The sequence below is a fragment of the Mycoplana rhizolycopersici genome, assembly GCF_013378445.1.
GTDB classification, from domain to species: domain Bacteria; phylum Pseudomonadota; class Alphaproteobacteria; order Rhizobiales; family Rhizobiaceae; genus Mycoplana; species Mycoplana rhizolycopersici.
The window spans coordinates 1-17,239 of record NZ_JABXYK010000032.1; the positions used below are offsets into that span (position 1 = coordinate 1).

Consider the following 17,239-nt stretch of genomic DNA (forward strand, 5'->3'; position numbering starts at 1 on the left):
CGAAGAACGAACCGTCGAAACAACATGGAGGCGCGTCGGCGATCTCCTGCAGCTCTTTACGCCGCAGGAGTGCTCGAACTATCTGCGACATGCAGGCTATGGTGCAGCCTAGCCCTGACAGACTCTAATCTGCTCGCTGGGGATATTCACGCGGGGCACGATGAGCGAGACACGACATTCACATTCGCCGCATCCACGCAATAGCGCATTGGAAATGCCGTGGCGGGCGCGGTTGCCTGATCTCAGAGAGCCGCGGGCGTAGTTGGATCACCAATCGATAGCATGACAACTTCGTTAATCTTGATGCCGGGAAACCCGAGGGTTCAGGTGGAGTGGCGCGATCGCGATTTTAGGTAGGCATCGCGCTCGCCGGCTCCGGCATTGTTGACGAAACCGGTGCTGGCTGCGACAACGGCCCCCATGCAGACACCGATCAATATCGACCCGGATTATCTCAGGAGCCGGCTGAAGGCGCTGCTCGACATCCCGAGCCCCACCGGTTTTACTGACGAAGCCGTGCGTTACACAGCGCGCGAACTGGAGCGCCTCGGGCTGGAGGTCAAGCTGACGCGCCGCGGTGCAATCCGCGCACGGCGTCCCGGCGCTGCGGAGCGGCCGGCCCGTGGCATCGTCTCGCATCTCGACACGCTCGGCGCGCAGGTCAAGTCGCTGAAGGACAATGGCCGGCTCGAACTCGTTTCGATCGGCCATTGGTCCGCGCGGTTTGCGGAAGGCGCCCGCGCCTCGATCCTGTCCCGCAAGGGGATCTATCGCGGCTCCATCCTGCCGTTGAAAGCGTCGGGCCACACCTTCAACGAGGAAGTCGACACGCAGCCAACGGGATGGCGCCATGTCGAGTTGCGTATAGATGCGCTTGCGCGTGACCGGAAGGACATCGTGCAACTCGGAATTGATATCGGCGATATCGTCGCGATCGACCCACAGCCGGAATTTCTCGACAATGGGTTCATCGTTTCGCGCCATCTCGATGACAAGGCCGGGGTAGCGATCATGCTGGCCGCGCTCGAGGCGATGCAGCGGGAGGCGATTGAAACGCTGGTGGATACCTATTGGCTATTCACGATCGGCGAGGAGGTCGGCGTCGGCGCATCGGCGGTTCTGGTTCCGGATATCGCCTCGCTGGTTGCCATCGACAACGGCACCACTGCGCCGGGCCAGAATTCCGACGAATTCGGCGTGACACTCGCCATGGCGGACCAGACCGGCCCGTTCGACTATCACCTTTCCAAGAAACTGTACGAGCTTTGCGGCGAACATGGCATCCGCGTCCAAAAGGATGTTTTCCGATATTATCGCTCCGATGCTGCTTCGGCGGTGGAGGCCGGGCATGATGTGCGCACCGCGCTTCTGGCCTTCGGTGTCGATGCCTCGCATGGCTATGAGCGCATCCACCTTCATGCCCTGATGTCCGTCGCAAAGCTGGTGGTGCACTATGCGATGAGCGAGGTGCAGATCGAGCGCGACGCCGAGGAAGTCTCGGGCCTGCGAGGTTTCACGCGCCAGAAAGTCGAGCGTGCCGATCAGGATCTCAATGCGGACGAGCCCGACGGGCCCTGATCGCTCATATTAAGGTAATCATCTGTTTTATCACGGTTTCTTGACTTCCCGCGAAGTGCGGGAAGGGTCGGGTGCGTGCAATCTTCAATTTTAATCATGATAAATTATTGCATGGAGTTTATCTATAGCTATAAATAGGAGCTCACGAACGATGCCAAATCGAAAGGATCTTCCCCATGAAGAGGCTGTTTCGGAGCGCCCTCGCGGCTGCTGCCCTTGTCTGCGCCGCGCTTGCCGCCGGGTCGGCCGCCGCACAGACACCACCCAATGTTTTGGTCGTCGGCCAGATCGCCGAGCCCCAGTCTCTCGATCCGCATACGGTCACCGCGACCAACGACTTCCGGATTCTCGTCAACGTCTATGACGGCCTCGTGCGCTTCAAGGACGGCACGCTGGAGGTGGAGCCGGCGCTTGCCGAAAGCTGGGACATTTCCGAGGACGGCAAGACCTACACGTTCAAGCTTCGCGAGGGCGTGAAGTTTCATGACGGGTCGGATTTCAATGCGGAGGCGGTGAAGTTCAACTTCGACCGCATGCTGAAGAAGGACCATCCCTTCTACAACACAGGACCGTTCCCGCTGTCCTTCAATTTTGCCTCGGTGGAATCCGTCAAAGTGATCGATCCGCAGACCGTCGAGTTCAAGTTGAGCGAGGCTTTCGCACCGTTCCTTTCCAATCTGGCCTATCCGACGGGACTGATCGTCTCGCCCACAGCTGTGGAGCAGCATGGTAAGGACTATGGCCGCAGCCCATCGGGCACCGGGCCGTTCCAGTTCGTCGAGTGGTCGTCGAACCAGCGCGTCGTCATCGAGCGCAATCCGGACTACTGGGATGGCGCAGCGAGCCTCGAGGCCGTCGTGTTCCGGCCGATCACCGATGCCAATACGCGCGTCGCGGAGATGATGGCCGGTGGCATCGACGTCATGGTGGAGGTCCCGCCGGACAATCTCGCGACCTTCAAGAAGGACGCCAATTTCGCCGTTGCGGAACAGGCAGGCCCGCATGTCTGGTTCGGCATTCTCAACACCAAGACTGGCCCCTTCGCCGACAAACGCGTGCGCCAGGCCGCCAATTTTGCCGTGAACAAGGAAACGCTCGTCAACGATGTCCTGCAGGGGACCGCGACGGTGGCCGCAGGCCCCATTCCGCCGGCTTTCAACTGGGTGGAAAGCGCGGTTGAGCCGTATCCCTACGATCCCGAAAAGGCCAAGACGCTGCTGGCCGAGGCAGGTGTCGAAAATCCACAGCTGACCTTCTACGTCACCGAGGGCGGATCGGGCATGCTTGATCCGATCACCATGGGCGCGGCGATCCAGGCGGACCTTCAGGCGGTCGGGTTCACGGTGAAGATCGAGACCTACGAGTGGAACACCTTCCTCGGCCGGGTCAATCCGGGTCTCGAGGGCAAGGCGGACATGGCCGAGATGGCCTGGATGACCAACGATCCGGACACGGTGCCCTATCTGACGCTGCGCACGGACGCGATGCCGGACAAGGGCGGCTTCAACTCGGGTTATTACTCGAACCCGAAGGTGGACGAGCTTCTGCAAAAGGCTCGCATATCGACGGATCAGGCCGAGCGCGGCAAGCTCTACGGCGAGGTGCAGGCGATCGTGCATGACGATGCTCCCTGGCTCTTCGTCGCTAACTGGAAGCAGAATGCGGTCACCACCGTGGCCGTGCAGGGCTTCAAGCTGCAACCCTCCTTCCTGCTCGATCTCCATGCCGTGACGAAGCAGTAGTTCTCTTCTGTAAAGCCGCTGCCGGCAGAAAAGCCGGCAGCGCGACAGATGTCCCGGAGGTTCCATGCCGGCCTATATCGTGAAGCGGTTGATTGCCGTCGTGCCCGTGCTGTTCGGGCTCTCCATCATTGTCTTTCTGGTGATGGCGTTGATTCCGGGCGATACCGCCACGGCCATTCTCGGTGCCTATGCCACGCCGGAAAACGTCGAGCGCATCAACCGTGATCTCGGGCTCGACAAACCACTGGTGCAGCAATACCTGATCTGGATCGGCAATGTCGTGCATGGCGATTTCGGGCGGTCCTTCGCCCTCAACCGTCCCGTGCTCGACGAGGTGCTGGAGCGCTTCCAGGCCACACTCGTGCTGGCAGGCGTATCGCTCGTGCTGTGTTCCGTGATCGGTCTGCTGGCTGGGGTGGTTTCGGCGGTGCGGCAGTTCGGCTGGGCGGACCGGGCGATCACCTTCTTCGTGCTCGCCGGCATCTCCATGCCGTCCTTCTGGCTCGGGCTCCTGCTCATCTACCTGTTCGCCGTACATTGGCGCATCCTGCCGGCATCCGGCATGTATGCGGTCTATGGCGGCGGGGATCTCAAGGACCTTCTGATCCACCTGATCCTGCCGGCAACTACACTGGCGGTCGTTGCCGCCGGGGTCATCGCCCGGCTGACGCGCGGCGCGATGCTGGAGGTGCTGCGTCAGGACTATGTGCGCACGGCCCGCGCCAAGGGCCTGCCCGAACGGCGTGTGATCTATTGCCATGCCTTCCGCGCGGCGCTCGTCAGCATCATTCCCGTCATCGGCATCCAGGCCGGCTTCGTGCTGGGCGGTGCGGTCTATATCGAGACGGTGTTCCAGTGGCCGGGTATCGGGGCCATGCTCGTTAAAGCGATTTCGACCCGCGACATCCTGCTTGTGCAGGGTGGTGTTCTCGTTGTCGCGGCGAGCTACGTGCTGTTCAACCTTGTCGCCGACGTGCTGCAGTCCATGCTCGATCCGAGGATCCGCACATGAGCGCGCTTGCCGAAACATCAGCGCCGAAAGCGCCCCGGCGGATCACCTCCTGGCGCCTGCTGCTCAACAATCGTCTGGCGACGGCAGGGCTGGTGCTGCTCGGCCTGGTCGCCCTCATGATCGTGCTGGTGCCGATCCTGCCGCTGCCCGATCCCGACGCTACCGCGCCGGCCGACCGGCTGAAACCCCTGTTGACGGCAGGCCACCTGCTCGGCACCGACCAGCTTGGCCGAGATATCCTGAGCCGTTTGCTCTGGGGCACACGCGTGTCCGTCGCAGTCGGTTTTGCCGCAACCCTGATCGCTGCCTTCGTCGGTTCCGCGATCGGCATCATGGCGGGCTATGCCGGCGGGCGCACCGACAACGCGATGATGCGCGGCATCGATATGCTGATGGCCTTTCCCTATATCCTGCTGGCGCTGGCAATCGTCGCAGCACTTGGCCCGGGGCTGATGAACGCGCTCTACGCCATCGCCGTCGTCAACATCCCCTTCTTCGCCCGCAATGTGCGCGGAGTGACACTGGGCTATGTGCATCGAGAATTCGTCGATGCGGCGCGCCTTTCCGGCAAGGGAAACCTCTCGATCGTCCTCACTGAGATCCTGCCGAATGTCCTGCCTGTGATCGTCATCACCATGTCGACCACGGCGGGCTGGATGATCCTCGAGACGGCCGGGCTCAGCTTTCTCGGCCTTGGCGCGCAGCCGCCGCAAGCCGATCTCGGCTCCATGCTGGGCGAGGGGCGGGCACAGCTTTTCACGGCGCCGCACGTCTCCATCGTGCCGGGCGTGATGATCTTCCTCATCGTCATCAGCCTGAACCTCCTCGGCGACGGGATCCGCGACGTGCTCGACCCGCGCCTTCGTTCCGGGGCCCTGGCACGGCCTGGACCGGTGACCGAAGTCGCAAGCGGCCGTGCCGTGCCGGCAAATGCCGCAGCAGGTGCCGCTCTTTCGATCGTGGGCCTCGAAACCGGCTTCCGGCGCGGTTCGGAGATCGTGCCGGCGGTGCGGGGCGTTTCGCTCCATGTGAAGCCCGGCGAATGCCTCGGACTCATCGGCGAAAGCGGCTCGGGCAAGAGTGTCACAGCGCTCTCTATCATGGGGTTGGTGGCTTCTCCGCCGGGGCTCATCCGCAATGGCGCGGTCTATCTCGGAAACGAGGATGTGCTGGCGATGCCCGAGACGCGCCTGATCGCCAACCGTGGTAGCCGCGTCGCCTATGTCTTCCAGGACCCGCTGACGACGCTCCACCCGATGTATCCGGTCGGGCGACAGGTGGAGGAGGCCATTGCCGCGCACCAGTCGATCAGTGCGGCTGCGTGCCGGGAAAGGGCGGTCGGCCTTCTGAACAAGGTAGGCATCCCGGAGGCGCGGGAGCGGGCAAAGCACTATCCGCATCAGCTTTCGGGCGGCCAGCGCCAGCGTGTCGGCATCGCGATGGCGCTTGCCAACGATCCGGAGGTGATCATCGCCGACGAGCCAACGACCGCCCTCGACGTCACCGTGCAGGCCCGCATCCTCGAACTCCTGCGCGATTTGCAGCGCGAGCGCGGCATGGCCCTGCTTTTCATCACCCACGATTTCGGCGTTGTCTCGGAAATCTGCGACCGGGTTGCGGTGATGAAGGACGGGGAGATCGTCGAGACCGGTGAAACCCGCGAGGTGCTCGCCAATCCGCAACATGCTTATACCAAGCGGCTGATCGCCTGCGTGCCCGAACTCGGCATGGGAGAGCATTTCCTGAAAGGTGTCGCCGGTCTCTTCCCGGGTCGGAAGGAACAGCCATCATGACCGTCTCCGCCATTCAGATTCGCGACCTTTCCAAGACTTTCGGCGGCGGCAGGAGCCTGTTCGGCAAGACGCGCCATGAGGTCAGGGCGGTGAAATCCGTCTCGCTTGATGTTGAGCGCGGCGAAACGCTTGCCGTCGTAGGCGAAAGCGGCTCCGGCAAGAGCACGCTTGCCCGCATGCTCGTCGGCCTTGAAACACCGACCGCCGGCAGCCTTCTGATCGGCGGAAAGGAAGCGGGCGCATTGCGGCGCGACGGGCCGCGCGCTTTCGGCAAGATGATTCAATACGTCTTTCAGGATCCGGTCGCCTCTCTCAATCCGCGCAAGACGATCCGCGACATTCTCGAAACGCCGCTGAAATTCCTGTGCTGCTACGAGACGGCAAGGCGTCGCGAACGCATGCGGGAACTTCTGGATGCCGTCCAGATGCCCGAAGATACGCTTGCTCGCTATCCGCACGAGTTTTCCGGCGGGCAGGCACAGCGCATCGCGATCGCGCGGGCACTGGCTGCGGAAGCGGAAATCATCGTGCTCGACGAACCTGTCAGCGCGCTCGACGTCTCCGTGCAGGCGCAGGTCCTTTTGCTTCTGCGCGACCTGAAGACGCGCTTCGGCCTGACCTACCTCTTCATCAGCCACGACCTTGCCGTCGTCGAGGCGATCTCCGACCGCGTCGCTGTCATGTATTTCGGTGAGGTGGTCGAGATGGCGCCCGCGGCGCGTCTCTTTGCCAATCCCGGGCACGCCTATACACAGCGGCTTGTCGCGAGCGCGCCTCGCATCAGGAGAGAGTGATGGTTATGCCAGGCATCAGGGAAAACCGGAAGATTTTCGGCGAAGACGGCAAGCGTCTCTTCACGCCTGCCGGCAAGACGAAGCGGCGGCCGGAGGCGATTGCTGACCGCATGAAGGACTATATCCGATCGGAGGGCCTTGCTCCCGGCGACCGCCTGCCTCAGGAGCGCGAACTGATCGACCGCTTTAAAGCGGCAAAGGGTACGGTGCGGGAAGCGATGAAGGCGCTGGAGACACAGGGGCTCATCTTCACGCGCAGCGGTCCGGGTGGCGGTGCCTTCGTAGCGGCCCCATCGGCCCAGCACGCCATGGAATTGCTGTCGACGCATTTCTTCTTCGACCAGCCGAGCCTTTCAGACATCTATGCGATCCGCAAGGCACTGGAGCCGGAGGTTGCGGCCTTGCTCGCGGGTCAGATGACGGCGCAACAGCTTGCATTGCTCGAAAGCACGATCCGCATCTATGATCACCCGCCGGTCGATCCCGAGGAGCAGTATCACCAGCGGGTGGCGGAGCTCGACTTCCACTCGCAGCTGGCGCAGCTCAGTCCCAACCCGCTGCTCGGCTTCCTCTGCGGCCTGATGCACAACCTGTTGCGCGAACTTCCGCTGGCCAGAAAGATTTATGCCGATCCTGCGCCGAGTTCCCGGGAGGAAGGGCTGTCCTTCCAGTATCGCCTGATGGCCGCATTGAAGGACGGCCGAACAGACGATGCGCGCCGCATCGCGGCCGAACACATGGCTTTCGCTGAGGCTTACATGCTGGCGCGCGCGGAAACGACCGGACGGTAAATACGGTCAAAACGGGAACGCCTGGCCGCGTCGTGCATTTAACTTTTTCGTACGACGTCAGGGCCGTGGACCTTTTCACGGCCCTGGCGTTGCATTCTGTACAAACAAAGGAGGTTTCGACCCAGTTCATGTGTGGAATTTGTGGAGAAGTCAGGTTCGATGGCGGGTCACCGTCTGTTTCGGCGGTCTCGATCATGGCGGACGTTCTCGCCCCTCGCGGGCCGGATGCGTCAGGCATCGTGGTACGGGGGAATGTCGGGCTGGGACACAGGCGATTGCGCATCCTCGACCTGTCGGACAAATCGCAGCAGCCGATGGTCGATCCCGATCTCGGCCTCTCGCTGGTCTTCAACGGCTGCATCTATAATTTCCGCGAACTCAGGGAGGAACTCGAAGCAAGGGGTTACCGCTTCTTTTCCGATGGCGACACAGAAGTCATCCTCAAGGCATGGCACGCCTGGGGCGAAGAGTGCGTTTCGCGCTTCCACGGCATGTTCGCCTTCGTCATACATGAACGCGACAGCGGCCGCGTCGTCATGGCCCGCGACCGATTCGGCATCAAGCCCCTCTACGTCGCCGAGATCGCGGGCGCGCTGCGTTTTGCGTCCAGCCTGCCGGCTCTCGTCAAGGCGGGCGGGGTTGATACGTCCATAGACCGGGCTGCGCTGCACAACTACATGACCTTCCATGCCGTCGTGCCGCCGCCGCGCACCATTCTCAACGGCGTGCGCAAACTGCCGCCCGCAACCATCCGCGTCTACCAGCGCGACGGCACCTTCAAGGATCGTCGCTACTGGGATCCGCCATACCGTCGCCAGACCGGCGATACCGCAATCCGGCGCGAGGAATGGCAGGAGAAACTCCTCGAAGCCCTCCGTCTCGCGGTGAAGCGCCGTATGATCGCCGACGTGCCGGTTGGCGTGCTGCTTTCAGGGGGTGTGGATTCCAGCCTGATCGTCGGCCTGCTTGCCGAAGCCGGCCAGCGAGACCTGATGAGCTTTTCCGTCGGTTTCGAGGAGGCCAATGGCGAGAAGGGCGATGAATTCGTCTATTCGGACCTCATCGCCCGGCACTTCGGCACGGATCACCATAAGATCTTCGTGCCCTCCGCCGATCTGATGGGCGCGCTGCCGGGCACCATCGCGGCAATGTCCGAGCCGATGGTCTCCTATGACAATGTCGGCTTCTACCTGCTCTCCAAGGAGGTCTCCAAGCACATCAAGGTCGTTCAGTCGGGCCAGGGTGCGGATGAGGTCTTTGGCGGCTACCATTGGTATCCGCCGCTGGTGAACTCGAACGATGTCGTTTCGGATTATGGCAAGGCGTTCCGCGATCGATCGCATGACGTTCTACGCACGCAGCTGTCGGGTGACTGGATTTCCGATCACGATGCCAGCGGCGCGCTGCTCATCGAACATCTGCTGCGTGAGGGCGCCGATACGCCCGTCGACCAGGCGTTGCGTCTCGACAGCAATGTTATGCTTGTCGACGACCCCGTAAAGCGCGTCGACAACATGACCATGGCCTGGGGGCTGGAGGCCCGCGTGCCCTTCCTCGATCATGAACTGGTGGAGCTTGCCGCGCGCATTCCGCCGGAAGAGAAGCTACGCGACGGTGGCAAGGGCATCCTCAAGGACGTCGCCCGCAAGGTTGTTCCAAGCGAGGTGATCGATCGCAAGAAGGGCTACTTCCCGGTTCCGCAGCTCAAATATATCGCCGGTCCCTATCTCGACATGATCCGCGACACGCTGCATTCGCAGAAGGCGCGCGAGCGCGGCTTCTTCCGCGACGATTATCTCGATCGTCTGCTCGACAAGCCGTCGGACCACATCACTCCGCTTCGCGGCTCCGAACTCTGGCAGGTCGGGCTTCTGGAAATGTGGCTGCAGGCACAGGGGGGTTGATATGAAGAAGGCAAGGGAGGTGACATCGCCGCGCCAGCGTAGCAAGGGAACCAAGGCGGTCAGCCATCGACTGAAGCAACTGCGCACGCGCGCGCAGCCGGGACGGCATGTCGGGCGTCCGGAAACCTCCGGCCAGCAGAAGAAGGACGTGGTGCTGGACTGCGGATGGGGACGGCTCGTCTTCGCTCAGACGTTTTCCGACGACGAGACGCTGCTGTCGGAGCTGCGCGACGAAGCGCCGTCCAGCCGGGACATCGCATTCTATGTGCGTGATCCGCATGTGCTCTTGTCGCGCGCGCCGCAGGAGATTTTCCTTGATCCGTCGCACACGTTCCGGCTCAACCTTTCAATCTATCGGGCAAAACCGCGCCGTATGCGCGGTATCACCATCCGCCGGCTGGCGACGGAAGCTGATGCCGAGGGCATCAACCATGTCTATGCCGCTTGCGGCATGGTGCAGATTCGTTCGGATTTCTTCTCCTCCGAACGGGACAACCGGTCGCTCACCTATTTCGTTGCCCAGGACGATGCCACCGGCGAGATCGTCGGCACCGTGACGGGCATCGACCATCAGCGGCTGTTCGACGATCCGGATCGAGGCGCCTCGCTCTGGTGTCTTGCCGTCCATCCGCATGCGCGCCAGCCTGGCATCGGCGAGAAGCTGCTCTGCAAGTTGGCCGAACATTTCCAGGCCCGCGGCCTCTCCTACATCGATCTGTCGGTGATGCACGACAATGCGCTGGCGATAAAACTCTACGAAAAACTGAACTTCCAGCGCATGCCGCTCTTCGCCATCAAGCGGAAGAACGCCATCAACGAGAAGTTTTTCGCGATGCCGCATCAGTCCTACGATGCCCTCAACCCCTATGCGCGGCTAATCGTGGACGAAGCGACGCGACGCGGTATCCACGTGGATATCACCGATGCCGAGGGCGGGTTCTTTCGCCTGACCCACGGCGGCCGGTCCATCCATTGCCGCGAAAGCCTCTCGGAACTGACCTCCGGTGTCGCGATGTCGATCAGCGATGACAAGGCCATCGCGCGGCGCGTCGTTTCCTCCGCAGGCCTTGCCGTTCCCGACCAGATCGAGGCTGGCGGGGACAGGGCAGCACTTCAGGCTTTTCTCGAAAAGCACCGCAAGGTCGTGGTGAAACCCGCGCGCGGCGAACAGGGGCGTGGCATCTCGATCGGCATAACCTCGATGGACGCACTGGACGCGGCGATCGACTCGGCGCGTCAGGTCTGCGAGCGGGTGCTGCTCGAGGCGTGCTTCGAGGGGCAAGACCTGCGCCTCGTGATCATCGGTTATGCGCTTGTCGCCGCCGCCGTCCGCCGCCCCCCAGCCGTCACCGGCGATGGTATCAGCACGATTGCTGCCCTCATCGAGAGACAATCCCGCCGCCGGCAGGCGGCAACGGGCGGGGAGAGCCGGATCCCGATCGACTCGGAAACGCAACGATGTCTTGCCGGGCAGGGGCTTGAGCTGGAAACCGTGCTCGAAGAAGGGCGTGAGATCACGGTGCGCAAGGCTGCCAACCTGCACACCGGCGGGTCGATCCACGATGTGACCGACACGGTGCATCCCGATCTTGTTGCGGCTGCTTGCCGGGCCGCACGCGCAATCGACATTCCAGTCGTCGGTATCGATTTCATGGTCGATGATCCTTCGAAACCGGATTACGTGTTCATCGAGGCCAATGAGCGTCCAGGCCTCGCCAATCATGAACCGCAACCGACGGCGGCACGCTTCGTCGACCTGTTGTTTCCCGGCACGCGCATGAAGCCTGACCTAGGAAATTTCCCGTGATACGAACCTTCCTTCTTTTGATCTTCATGTTCGTGGCAGGCGTCATTCCGGTGGCTGCGCAGCAATCTCTCCTGCCTGGCGCCAAGCAGGAGCAGCCGGCCCAGGCCGCGAAGCTTCAGGATCTCATCGACGTCCTTCGCGACGATAGGACTCGCGAGGCCTTCCTTGGCGAATTGCAGAAGACCGTGGATGGCGATGCGTCGTCTCCCGGCGCCGCCACGCAACCCGCGACCATGCGTGAACCCTCGCTCGGCCAGAAAATCGCCGAAGTCACCCGGCAATCCGCAGAGAAGGCGGTTTCCTCCGTGATCGTGTTCTCACGGCAACTGGCCGCGGCGCCGGCGATGTTTGCCAATCTGAGTGGCGACGAAGGCGAAGTGTTGCTGCGCACAATGCGCGACCTCGCTCTCGTGATCGTCGTGACTTACGGGGCCTTCATGGTCCTGCGATTCGTCACCCGGCGGATTGACAGATCGTTCGGCGCGCGCGCCGTTACCGCCGGATTTTTCGAAAAGATCATTCTGATCGCTGCGTCGGCAGCACTCGATGTCGCCATCGTCTTCGCCGCGTGGGCTGCGGGGTACGTTGCGGCTCTGACGGTTTTTGGCGAACTGGGGCGGATGGACATCCAGCAGACGCTTTACCTGAATGCCTTCACTGTGGTGCAACTGGCAAAGGTGGCAATCACAACAGTCCTTTCGCCCTCGACCGGCGAATTGCGGCTCCTGCGCATATCGGATGAAGCCGCAAGGCGAACCAGCCGCATATTCGCCTGGATCGTCGGCATTCTCGGCTACGGCCAGCTTCTTCTCCAGCCGGTGCTCTCGCAAGCAGTGTCCGTTGCCTCCGGGCGAGCCGTGTCTGGTCTCGTGGCGCTCGCCGCCCTCATCACCGCCATATCTGCGACCTTAATATACCGGCGGGCCGTGACCGACTGGCTGTTGACGACCCCGGACCATAGCCCTCGCCACCGGCAAGTCCGTTTCATTGCCGCACGCTGGCATTGGCCGGTGCTCGTCTATCTCGCGTTCCTGTTTTTTGTCGTGCTGGTCGGGTCTGCCGATCGCCTGTTTTCGGTACTGGCCGCCAGTGCCCAGGCCTGTGCGGCCATCATCATCGGTTTCGTCGTTGCCGACTGGCTGGCGCGCGCGGTAACAAAGGGCGTGCGGTTGCCGGAAAATGTCAACGAACGGCTCCCGCTTCTCGAAAGGCGGGTCAACGGTCTGGTACCGCGTTTCCTGACGATCCTTCGCCTGGCCATCCTCGCGGTGGTTGTCGGGGTTGTCCTGTCGGCGATGGGGATTTTCGACTTGGCCGCGCTGTTGCAATCGCGCCTCGGGCTGGCTTTTACCGGCGCTATCGCCTCGGTCTGCCTGATCCTGCTGGTCGCCTATATATGCTGGCTCGCGCTGACGTCATGGGTCGACTATCGCCTGAACCCGGCCTTCGGCTCCATCGCCACCGCGCGTGAATCCACCCTCCTGACGCTTCTCAGAAACGCAGCCACGATCGCGATCGTGGTGATCGCGCTGATGTTCTCATTGTCTCAGATGGGACTGGATATCGCGCCACTCCTGGCATCCGCCGGCGTGATAGGCCTGGCAATCGGGTTCGGCGCGCAGAAGCTCGTGCAGGACGTTATCAACGGCGTGTTCATCCAGCTCGAAAATGCGATCAATGTCGGCGACGTCATCACGGTCGGCGGCACGACGGGTACCGTGGAGCGCCTGACGATCCGCTCCGTCAGCCTGCGCGACGTCCAGGGCGCCTACCACATTATCTCGTTCTCCTCGGTGGATATGGTCACAAACCTCATGCGTGACTTCTCCTATCACGTCGGCGACGTCGGGATCGCGTATCGCGAGGATGTGGAAGAAGCCCGCGCGGCACTGTTCGATGCGTTCGAGGAGTTGCGCGGCGATCCGGATTTGAACGGCGTCATTCTTGGTGACATGGAATGGTTCGGCGTTCAGCAGCTTGCCGACAGCGCTGTCATCGTTCGAGTGCGCATCAAGACGCTGCCGGGAAAGCAGTGGGGTGTCGGCAGGGCCTTGAACGGCGCCGTCAAGCGCGTCTTCGATGCCAGGGGGATCGAGATCCCATTCCCGCATCAGACGCTCTATTTTGGCGTTGACAAACATGGGAATGCCCCGCCGGCCTTCCTCTCCATGAAGGAGCAAAGAGCTGCGAAGGCCGAGAAAACCCAAAGGAAATCTGTTGGTATATCCGACCGCGATCTCCAGGCCCAAGAGGCCAATTGATCTTCTATTTGCCTCGAACGTTCAAGGAATATGGATGACAATCCTTGGCCAACCAAATGCCCTCGTGGGTTGGGGAAGGGGGAGGCGAACGAGGATTCAGGCGGAAGCCTTGGGGGCGCGTGATATGATCATGAACTGTCTTCCCAGGGGCCATGATGATGAAGAGGAGCGAATCATCACATGGCTACCGAAAAGGAACTGCCAGACCGGCTTCTCGCCGGACGGGATCCGTCGGAGGTTTTCGGCAAGGACGGCTTGCTGGATGATCTGAAGAAGGCGCTGTCGGAGCGTATTCTCAATGCCGAGCTCGACGAGCATCTCGACCTCGAGCACAGCGAAGGACCGTCCGCCAACCGGCGCAAGAGCCGGCGACGCAATTGGGAATACGTCGTTTCCGCCTTCCCGGAGGGCGTCCGCCGCATCATCTACACGACGAACGCTATAGAAGCCTTGAACTCGAAACTTCGTCGGGCAGTGCGCTCGCGCGGCCATTTCCCTGGTGACGAAGCCGCGATGAAGCTGTTATATCTGGTTCTCAGCAATGCGGCCGAGCTCTGGAAGCGCGTGCCGCGGAAGTGGGGCGAAAAGACACCGTTCGCCGTCATCTTCGGCGAGCGGTTCTTCAACTGATGAAACCGGCCCCCGCACAGAATTCCTGACAGTCCCGGCTGAGTACAGAACCTGGACATCGATGGGCTTGGTCTCGTCCCGGCCGGGAAACAGCCAGACCTCGGGTCTCGCCAGCCGTCAATAGACCCGCAGGATCGCCAGCCACTGCGTGGAGACCATGACATTGCGATCCTTTCCGCCCTTGCCATGCTCGACGCGGATGATGCCGCGTTCGCCATCAATGTCGCGAACCTTGAGATGGATAGCTTCCGGTGCGCGCAGCCCCGCCGCATAGGCAATGCGCTCCGGTATCTCGGCATGGCCAAGCGTTCCCCGATACCGCAAAATCGCAGCATGCTCCAAGTTTGCAGTCCTACCTACGCCTGCTGCCGTTCGGTGTGCGGGAAAAAGATCGCGCGGGATGGATCGAAGCCGTAGTCCTTTTCGAAGGTCGGTGCGTCGGCGGCAAGCCGGGCGACGGCGTCCAGGATGAACTGCACCTTCGCCTCGCTCAGAAGAACGCTGAAATTGAGGCGGGTAAAGCCGGGTTTCTTGATTTCATCACCGGCCAGGATCGCCTGCCGCATCTCCTTGGACTGTTCTTCATCGATCGACAGGAGCCGATGGACATAGGGTCCGGCACAGGCACAGCCGCCGCGGGCCTGGATGCCGAACCTGTCGCTCAGCATCCGTGTGACGAGCTGCTGGTGGACATAGCCGCCGGTATCGTTCCGGACGCGGAAGGAAAAGATCGGCAGACGCTCGGGCGTATGCGCGCCGAGCAGCTCGAGTTGCGGCACGGCCTTCCAGGCTTCGAAGGCACGATGGGTCAGCGCACGGTTCCTGCGCGTCATCTCTCGTTGGCCGATCGCCGCCTTGACGAGGAACGCCAGGGCGGCGCGAATGTCGCCGACGACGTTTGGCGTACCGGCCTCTTCCCGCGCCTCGAGGCTGTCGCTGTAATCGTGCGATGTCGGCGAGACGAACCTGACGGTGCCGCCGCCCGGCCAGGACGGCTTGCAGGTCGAAACACTGTCGCGACGCACGATCAGGATTCCGGACGCGCCGGGTCCGCCGATGAACTTGTGCGGTGAGGCGACGATGGCGTCGATCTCGACTCCCGGCTTCGGGTTCATCGCAATCTCGCTATAGGGGCCGGCACCGGCGTAGTCCCAGATCATCTTCGCGCCGGCCGCCTTCACCTGTTCGGTGATGCCGGCGACGTCGCTGATGATGCCGGTGACGTTGGACGCCGCGGAAAGGCTGCAGATCGTCAGGCCCTTCGGTTCGCGCCGCAATGCCGCCTCCAGAAGCGCGAGGTCGGGGCCACCCGTCTCAGCCTCTGCGACCTCCACGAGCTCGGCCCCGCTTTCCCTCCAGGGCAGGATATTGGAATGATGCTCGTAAGGTCCGATGATGACACGCACCGGTTCTCCCTTTGCCAGAGCATCGGAGATGCCGAAGAGCTTCACCAGCCGGTTCAGCCCGGCGGTGGCGCCGGAACCGGCGAAGATGACGGCATGGGCCGCGTCGGCGCCGCAGCATTCCGCGATCAGCGCGCGAGCCTCGCGCCGCATGCGCGTCATGAGGCCCCCGCAATAGGAGGCTTCCGTATGGCTGTTGGCATAGTAGGGCAGGACCTCTTCCAGAATGAACCGCTCCACCGACAGAAGCGCCCGGCCGGAGGCCACATAGTCGGCATAGACCAGTTCTTTCACGCCATAGGGTCCGGCGATCTTCGCGGCCGCGCCGACAAGGTCGCCCTGCAGGCGGGCTATGACATCGCTTCGATCAAGGTCTTGCCTGAATCGGCCGAGCGGCGTGGAAATCGTTTCCAGTTGGGAGCTTGCAACAGCGGGCATGGTCATTCTCCGGTCGGGGCATTGACCGCGAGTTTAGTCTGGCGCAATGTCAAAAAACTCACACTTCTTTTGCAATATCGGCCATTTCCTGTGTCATATGAACGATAAACTAGAAAAAATTGATAGCTTTGATCTGAAAATTCTCACCTGCCTGCAAAAGGACGCCAGCCCGTCCCAGCGCGAGCTCGCCGAGAGGGTCGGACTGTCGCAGAACGCCTGCTGGCGACGTCTTCAGCGGCTGACGGCGATCGGCATGATTCGCGGTTCGCGCAGCGAGATCGATCTTTCGGCGCTCGGGCTCGACCTGACGGTGTTCGTCATGATTCGCACCCGCCACCATTCGCGGGAATGGATCGAGAGTTTCCGCGAGCATGTCGGGCGCCTGCCCGAAGTCGTCGATTTCTATCGGATCGGCGGGGACTGGGACTATCTCATCAAGGTCGTCACCAGAGGGATGGCGGGATACGACGCTTTCTACCAGAAGCTTATCACCAACTTCGATCTCGCCACGGTGACCGGGTTTTTTGCGATGGAGGCCATCATCGACAATCGCGCCGTCGATCTCGGCCGCCTGAAATGATCGGCCACGCCCTCGGTAGCCCTACTCCCTCCGTTGGAAGCAAGCGTTGCGGCTTGCAAGGCGCGCCGAGACGATCTCGCCGAGACGCCGGACGTCGCCACGGCGACCTCCATGGCCTGCATGCATGCAAGGCGGAATACCTGATTCCATCCATGATGCGGCCACCGAACTTATAGTCGGCCGCAGTCCCATCAAAAAAGCCGCCCATCCTGCGATGAGCGGCTTCGAGGTGTTTGCGGCCTCACGATCGGCCGGTCCGGCCGATCGTGAGGCCAGTTGCCGTTACAGCAGGAAGTCCCCTTCCTTGAGGTTGACGAGGCTGTCGATGTGGATGACGAAGTCGGCCTTGCCGTCGCCGTTGACGTCGCCATAGACGTAGGTGTCGGCCTTCTCCTTGGCATAGCGCAGCTCGCCGGCGGTCTTGGAGAACTTCTCCGTGCCGACGAAGGAGAACGCCTGGTTGCCCGACTTCGTCGTGATGGCATCGATCCCGGTCAGGTCGATCA

General features: G+C 62.0%; 12 protein-coding genes and 3 pseudogenes. 12 read left to right on the forward strand and 3 right to left on the reverse strand.

From position 1 onward, the window contains the following. Nucleotides 1-420: 420 nt before the first annotated feature. The 11 genes and pseudogenes from HV823_RS25840 to HV823_RS27475 all read left to right on the forward strand — a co-directional run. The gene (locus tag HV823_RS25840; RefSeq protein ID WP_176952556.1) at nucleotides 421-1,578 is read left to right on the forward strand and encodes an osmoprotectant NAGGN system M42 family peptidase; all 1,158 of its coding nucleotides are present in this window, start codon (nucleotides 421-423) and stop codon (nucleotides 1,576-1,578) included. A gap of 176 nt (nucleotides 1,579-1,754) precedes the next feature. Next, entirely contained in the window at nucleotides 1,755-3,320 is a 1,566-nt protein-coding gene (locus HV823_RS25845; protein WP_176952546.1) for an ABC transporter substrate-binding protein, read from the forward strand. A gap of 64 nt (nucleotides 3,321-3,384) precedes the next feature. Beyond that, the gene (locus tag HV823_RS25850) at nucleotides 3,385-4,332 is read left to right on the forward strand and encodes an ABC transporter permease (RefSeq protein ID WP_176952547.1); all 948 of its coding nucleotides are present in this window, start codon (nucleotides 3,385-3,387) and stop codon (nucleotides 4,330-4,332) included. After that, nucleotides 4,329-6,125: a dipeptide/oligopeptide/nickel ABC transporter permease/ATP-binding protein gene (locus tag HV823_RS25855; RefSeq protein ID WP_176952548.1), complete on the forward strand. Its 1,797-nt coding sequence runs from the start codon at nucleotides 4,329-4,331 to the stop codon at nucleotides 6,123-6,125. Before HV823_RS25850 ends, HV823_RS25855 begins: the two co-directional genes overlap by 4 nt. Next, complete coding sequence (locus HV823_RS25860) at nucleotides 6,122-6,919, forward strand: ATP-binding cassette domain-containing protein (RefSeq protein ID WP_176952549.1); 798 nt, start codon at nucleotides 6,122-6,124, stop codon at nucleotides 6,917-6,919. Before HV823_RS25855 ends, HV823_RS25860 begins: the two co-directional genes overlap by 4 nt. A 5-nt stretch (nucleotides 6,920-6,924) precedes the next feature. Further along, complete coding sequence (locus tag HV823_RS25865; protein ID WP_176952557.1) at nucleotides 6,925-7,710, forward strand: FadR/GntR family transcriptional regulator; 786 nt, start codon at nucleotides 6,925-6,927, stop codon at nucleotides 7,708-7,710. Nucleotides 7,711-7,838: 128 nt separating this feature from the next. After that, entirely contained in the window at nucleotides 7,839-9,614 is a 1,776-nt protein-coding gene (locus tag HV823_RS25870; protein ID WP_176952550.1) for an N-acetylglutaminylglutamine amidotransferase, read from the forward strand. A 1-nt stretch (nucleotide 9,615) separates the two neighbouring features. After that, nucleotides 9,616-11,421: an N-acetylglutaminylglutamine synthetase gene (gene ngg, locus HV823_RS25875; protein WP_176952551.1), complete on the forward strand. Its 1,806-nt coding sequence runs from the start codon at nucleotides 9,616-9,618 to the stop codon at nucleotides 11,419-11,421. Then, nucleotides 11,418-13,682, forward strand: coding sequence for a mechanosensitive ion channel domain-containing protein (locus HV823_RS27290; RefSeq protein WP_176952552.1), 2,265 nt, complete (start codon nucleotides 11,418-11,420; stop codon nucleotides 13,680-13,682). The genes ngg and HV823_RS27290 overlap by 4 nt, the downstream gene beginning before the upstream one ends. Before the next feature lie 180 nt (nucleotides 13,683-13,862). Next, nucleotides 13,863-14,039, forward strand: a pseudogene (locus HV823_RS27470) (transposase); the annotation flags it as partial. Between the two features lie 3 nt (nucleotides 14,040-14,042). Then, nucleotides 14,043-14,312: pseudogene (locus tag HV823_RS27475) on the forward strand (transposase); the annotation flags it as partial. Nucleotides 14,313-14,429: 117 nt separating this feature from the next. On the opposite strand, the gene HV823_RS25890 reads toward HV823_RS27475, so the two are convergent. Together HV823_RS25890 and HV823_RS25895 are read right to left on the reverse strand one after the other, a co-directional pair. Continuing rightward, the gene (locus tag HV823_RS25890; protein WP_425487705.1) at nucleotides 14,430-14,654 is read right to left on the reverse strand and encodes a tyrosine-type recombinase/integrase; all 225 of its coding nucleotides are present in this window, start codon (nucleotides 14,652-14,654) and stop codon (nucleotides 14,430-14,432) included. Nucleotides 14,655-14,668: 14 nt separating this feature from the next. Beyond that, the gene (locus HV823_RS25895; protein WP_176952554.1) at nucleotides 14,669-16,159 is read right to left on the reverse strand and encodes an aminotransferase class V-fold PLP-dependent enzyme; all 1,491 of its coding nucleotides are present in this window, start codon (nucleotides 16,157-16,159) and stop codon (nucleotides 14,669-14,671) included. A gap of 91 nt (nucleotides 16,160-16,250) precedes the next feature. Here HV823_RS25895 and HV823_RS25900 point away from each other — a divergent pair, with 91 nt between their 5' ends. Beyond that, a complete protein-coding gene (locus HV823_RS25900; protein WP_176952555.1) occupies nucleotides 16,251-16,733 on the forward strand; it encodes an Lrp/AsnC family transcriptional regulator in 483 nt (160 codons plus the stop codon). A 282-nt stretch (nucleotides 16,734-17,015) separates the two neighbouring features. Here HV823_RS25900 and HV823_RS25905 read toward each other — a convergent pair. Next, nucleotides 17,016-17,239: pseudogene (locus HV823_RS25905) on the reverse strand (protease); the annotation flags it as partial.

Excerpts from the sequence above, each read along its gene's own strand:
- HV823_RS25840 (WP_176952556.1), top strand. The coding sequence starts at position 421 with ATGCAGACACCGATCAATATCGACCCGGATTATCTCAGGAGCCGGCTG.
- HV823_RS25845 (WP_176952546.1), top strand. The coding sequence starts at position 1,755 with ATGAAGAGGCTGTTTCGGAGCGCCCTCGCGGCTGCTGCCCTTGTCTGC.
- HV823_RS25850 (WP_176952547.1), top strand. The coding sequence starts at position 3,385 with ATGCCGGCCTATATCGTGAAGCGGTTGATTGCCGTCGTGCCCGTGCTG.
- HV823_RS25855 (WP_176952548.1), top strand. The coding sequence starts at position 4,329 with ATGAGCGCGCTTGCCGAAACATCAGCGCCGAAAGCGCCCCGGCGGATC.
- HV823_RS25860 (WP_176952549.1), top strand. The coding sequence starts at position 6,122 with ATGACCGTCTCCGCCATTCAGATTCGCGACCTTTCCAAGACTTTCGGC.
- HV823_RS25865 (WP_176952557.1), top strand. The coding sequence starts at position 6,925 with ATGCCAGGCATCAGGGAAAACCGGAAGATTTTCGGCGAAGACGGCAAG.
- HV823_RS25870 (WP_176952550.1), top strand. The coding sequence starts at position 7,839 with ATGTGTGGAATTTGTGGAGAAGTCAGGTTCGATGGCGGGTCACCGTCT.
- ngg (WP_176952551.1), top strand. The coding sequence starts at position 9,616 with ATGAAGAAGGCAAGGGAGGTGACATCGCCGCGCCAGCGTAGCAAGGGA.
- HV823_RS25895 (WP_176952554.1), bottom strand. The coding sequence starts at position 16,159 with ATGACCATGCCCGCTGTTGCAAGCTCCCAACTGGAAACGATTTCCACG.
- HV823_RS25900 (WP_176952555.1), top strand. The coding sequence starts at position 16,251 with ATGAACGATAAACTAGAAAAAATTGATAGCTTTGATCTGAAAATTCTC.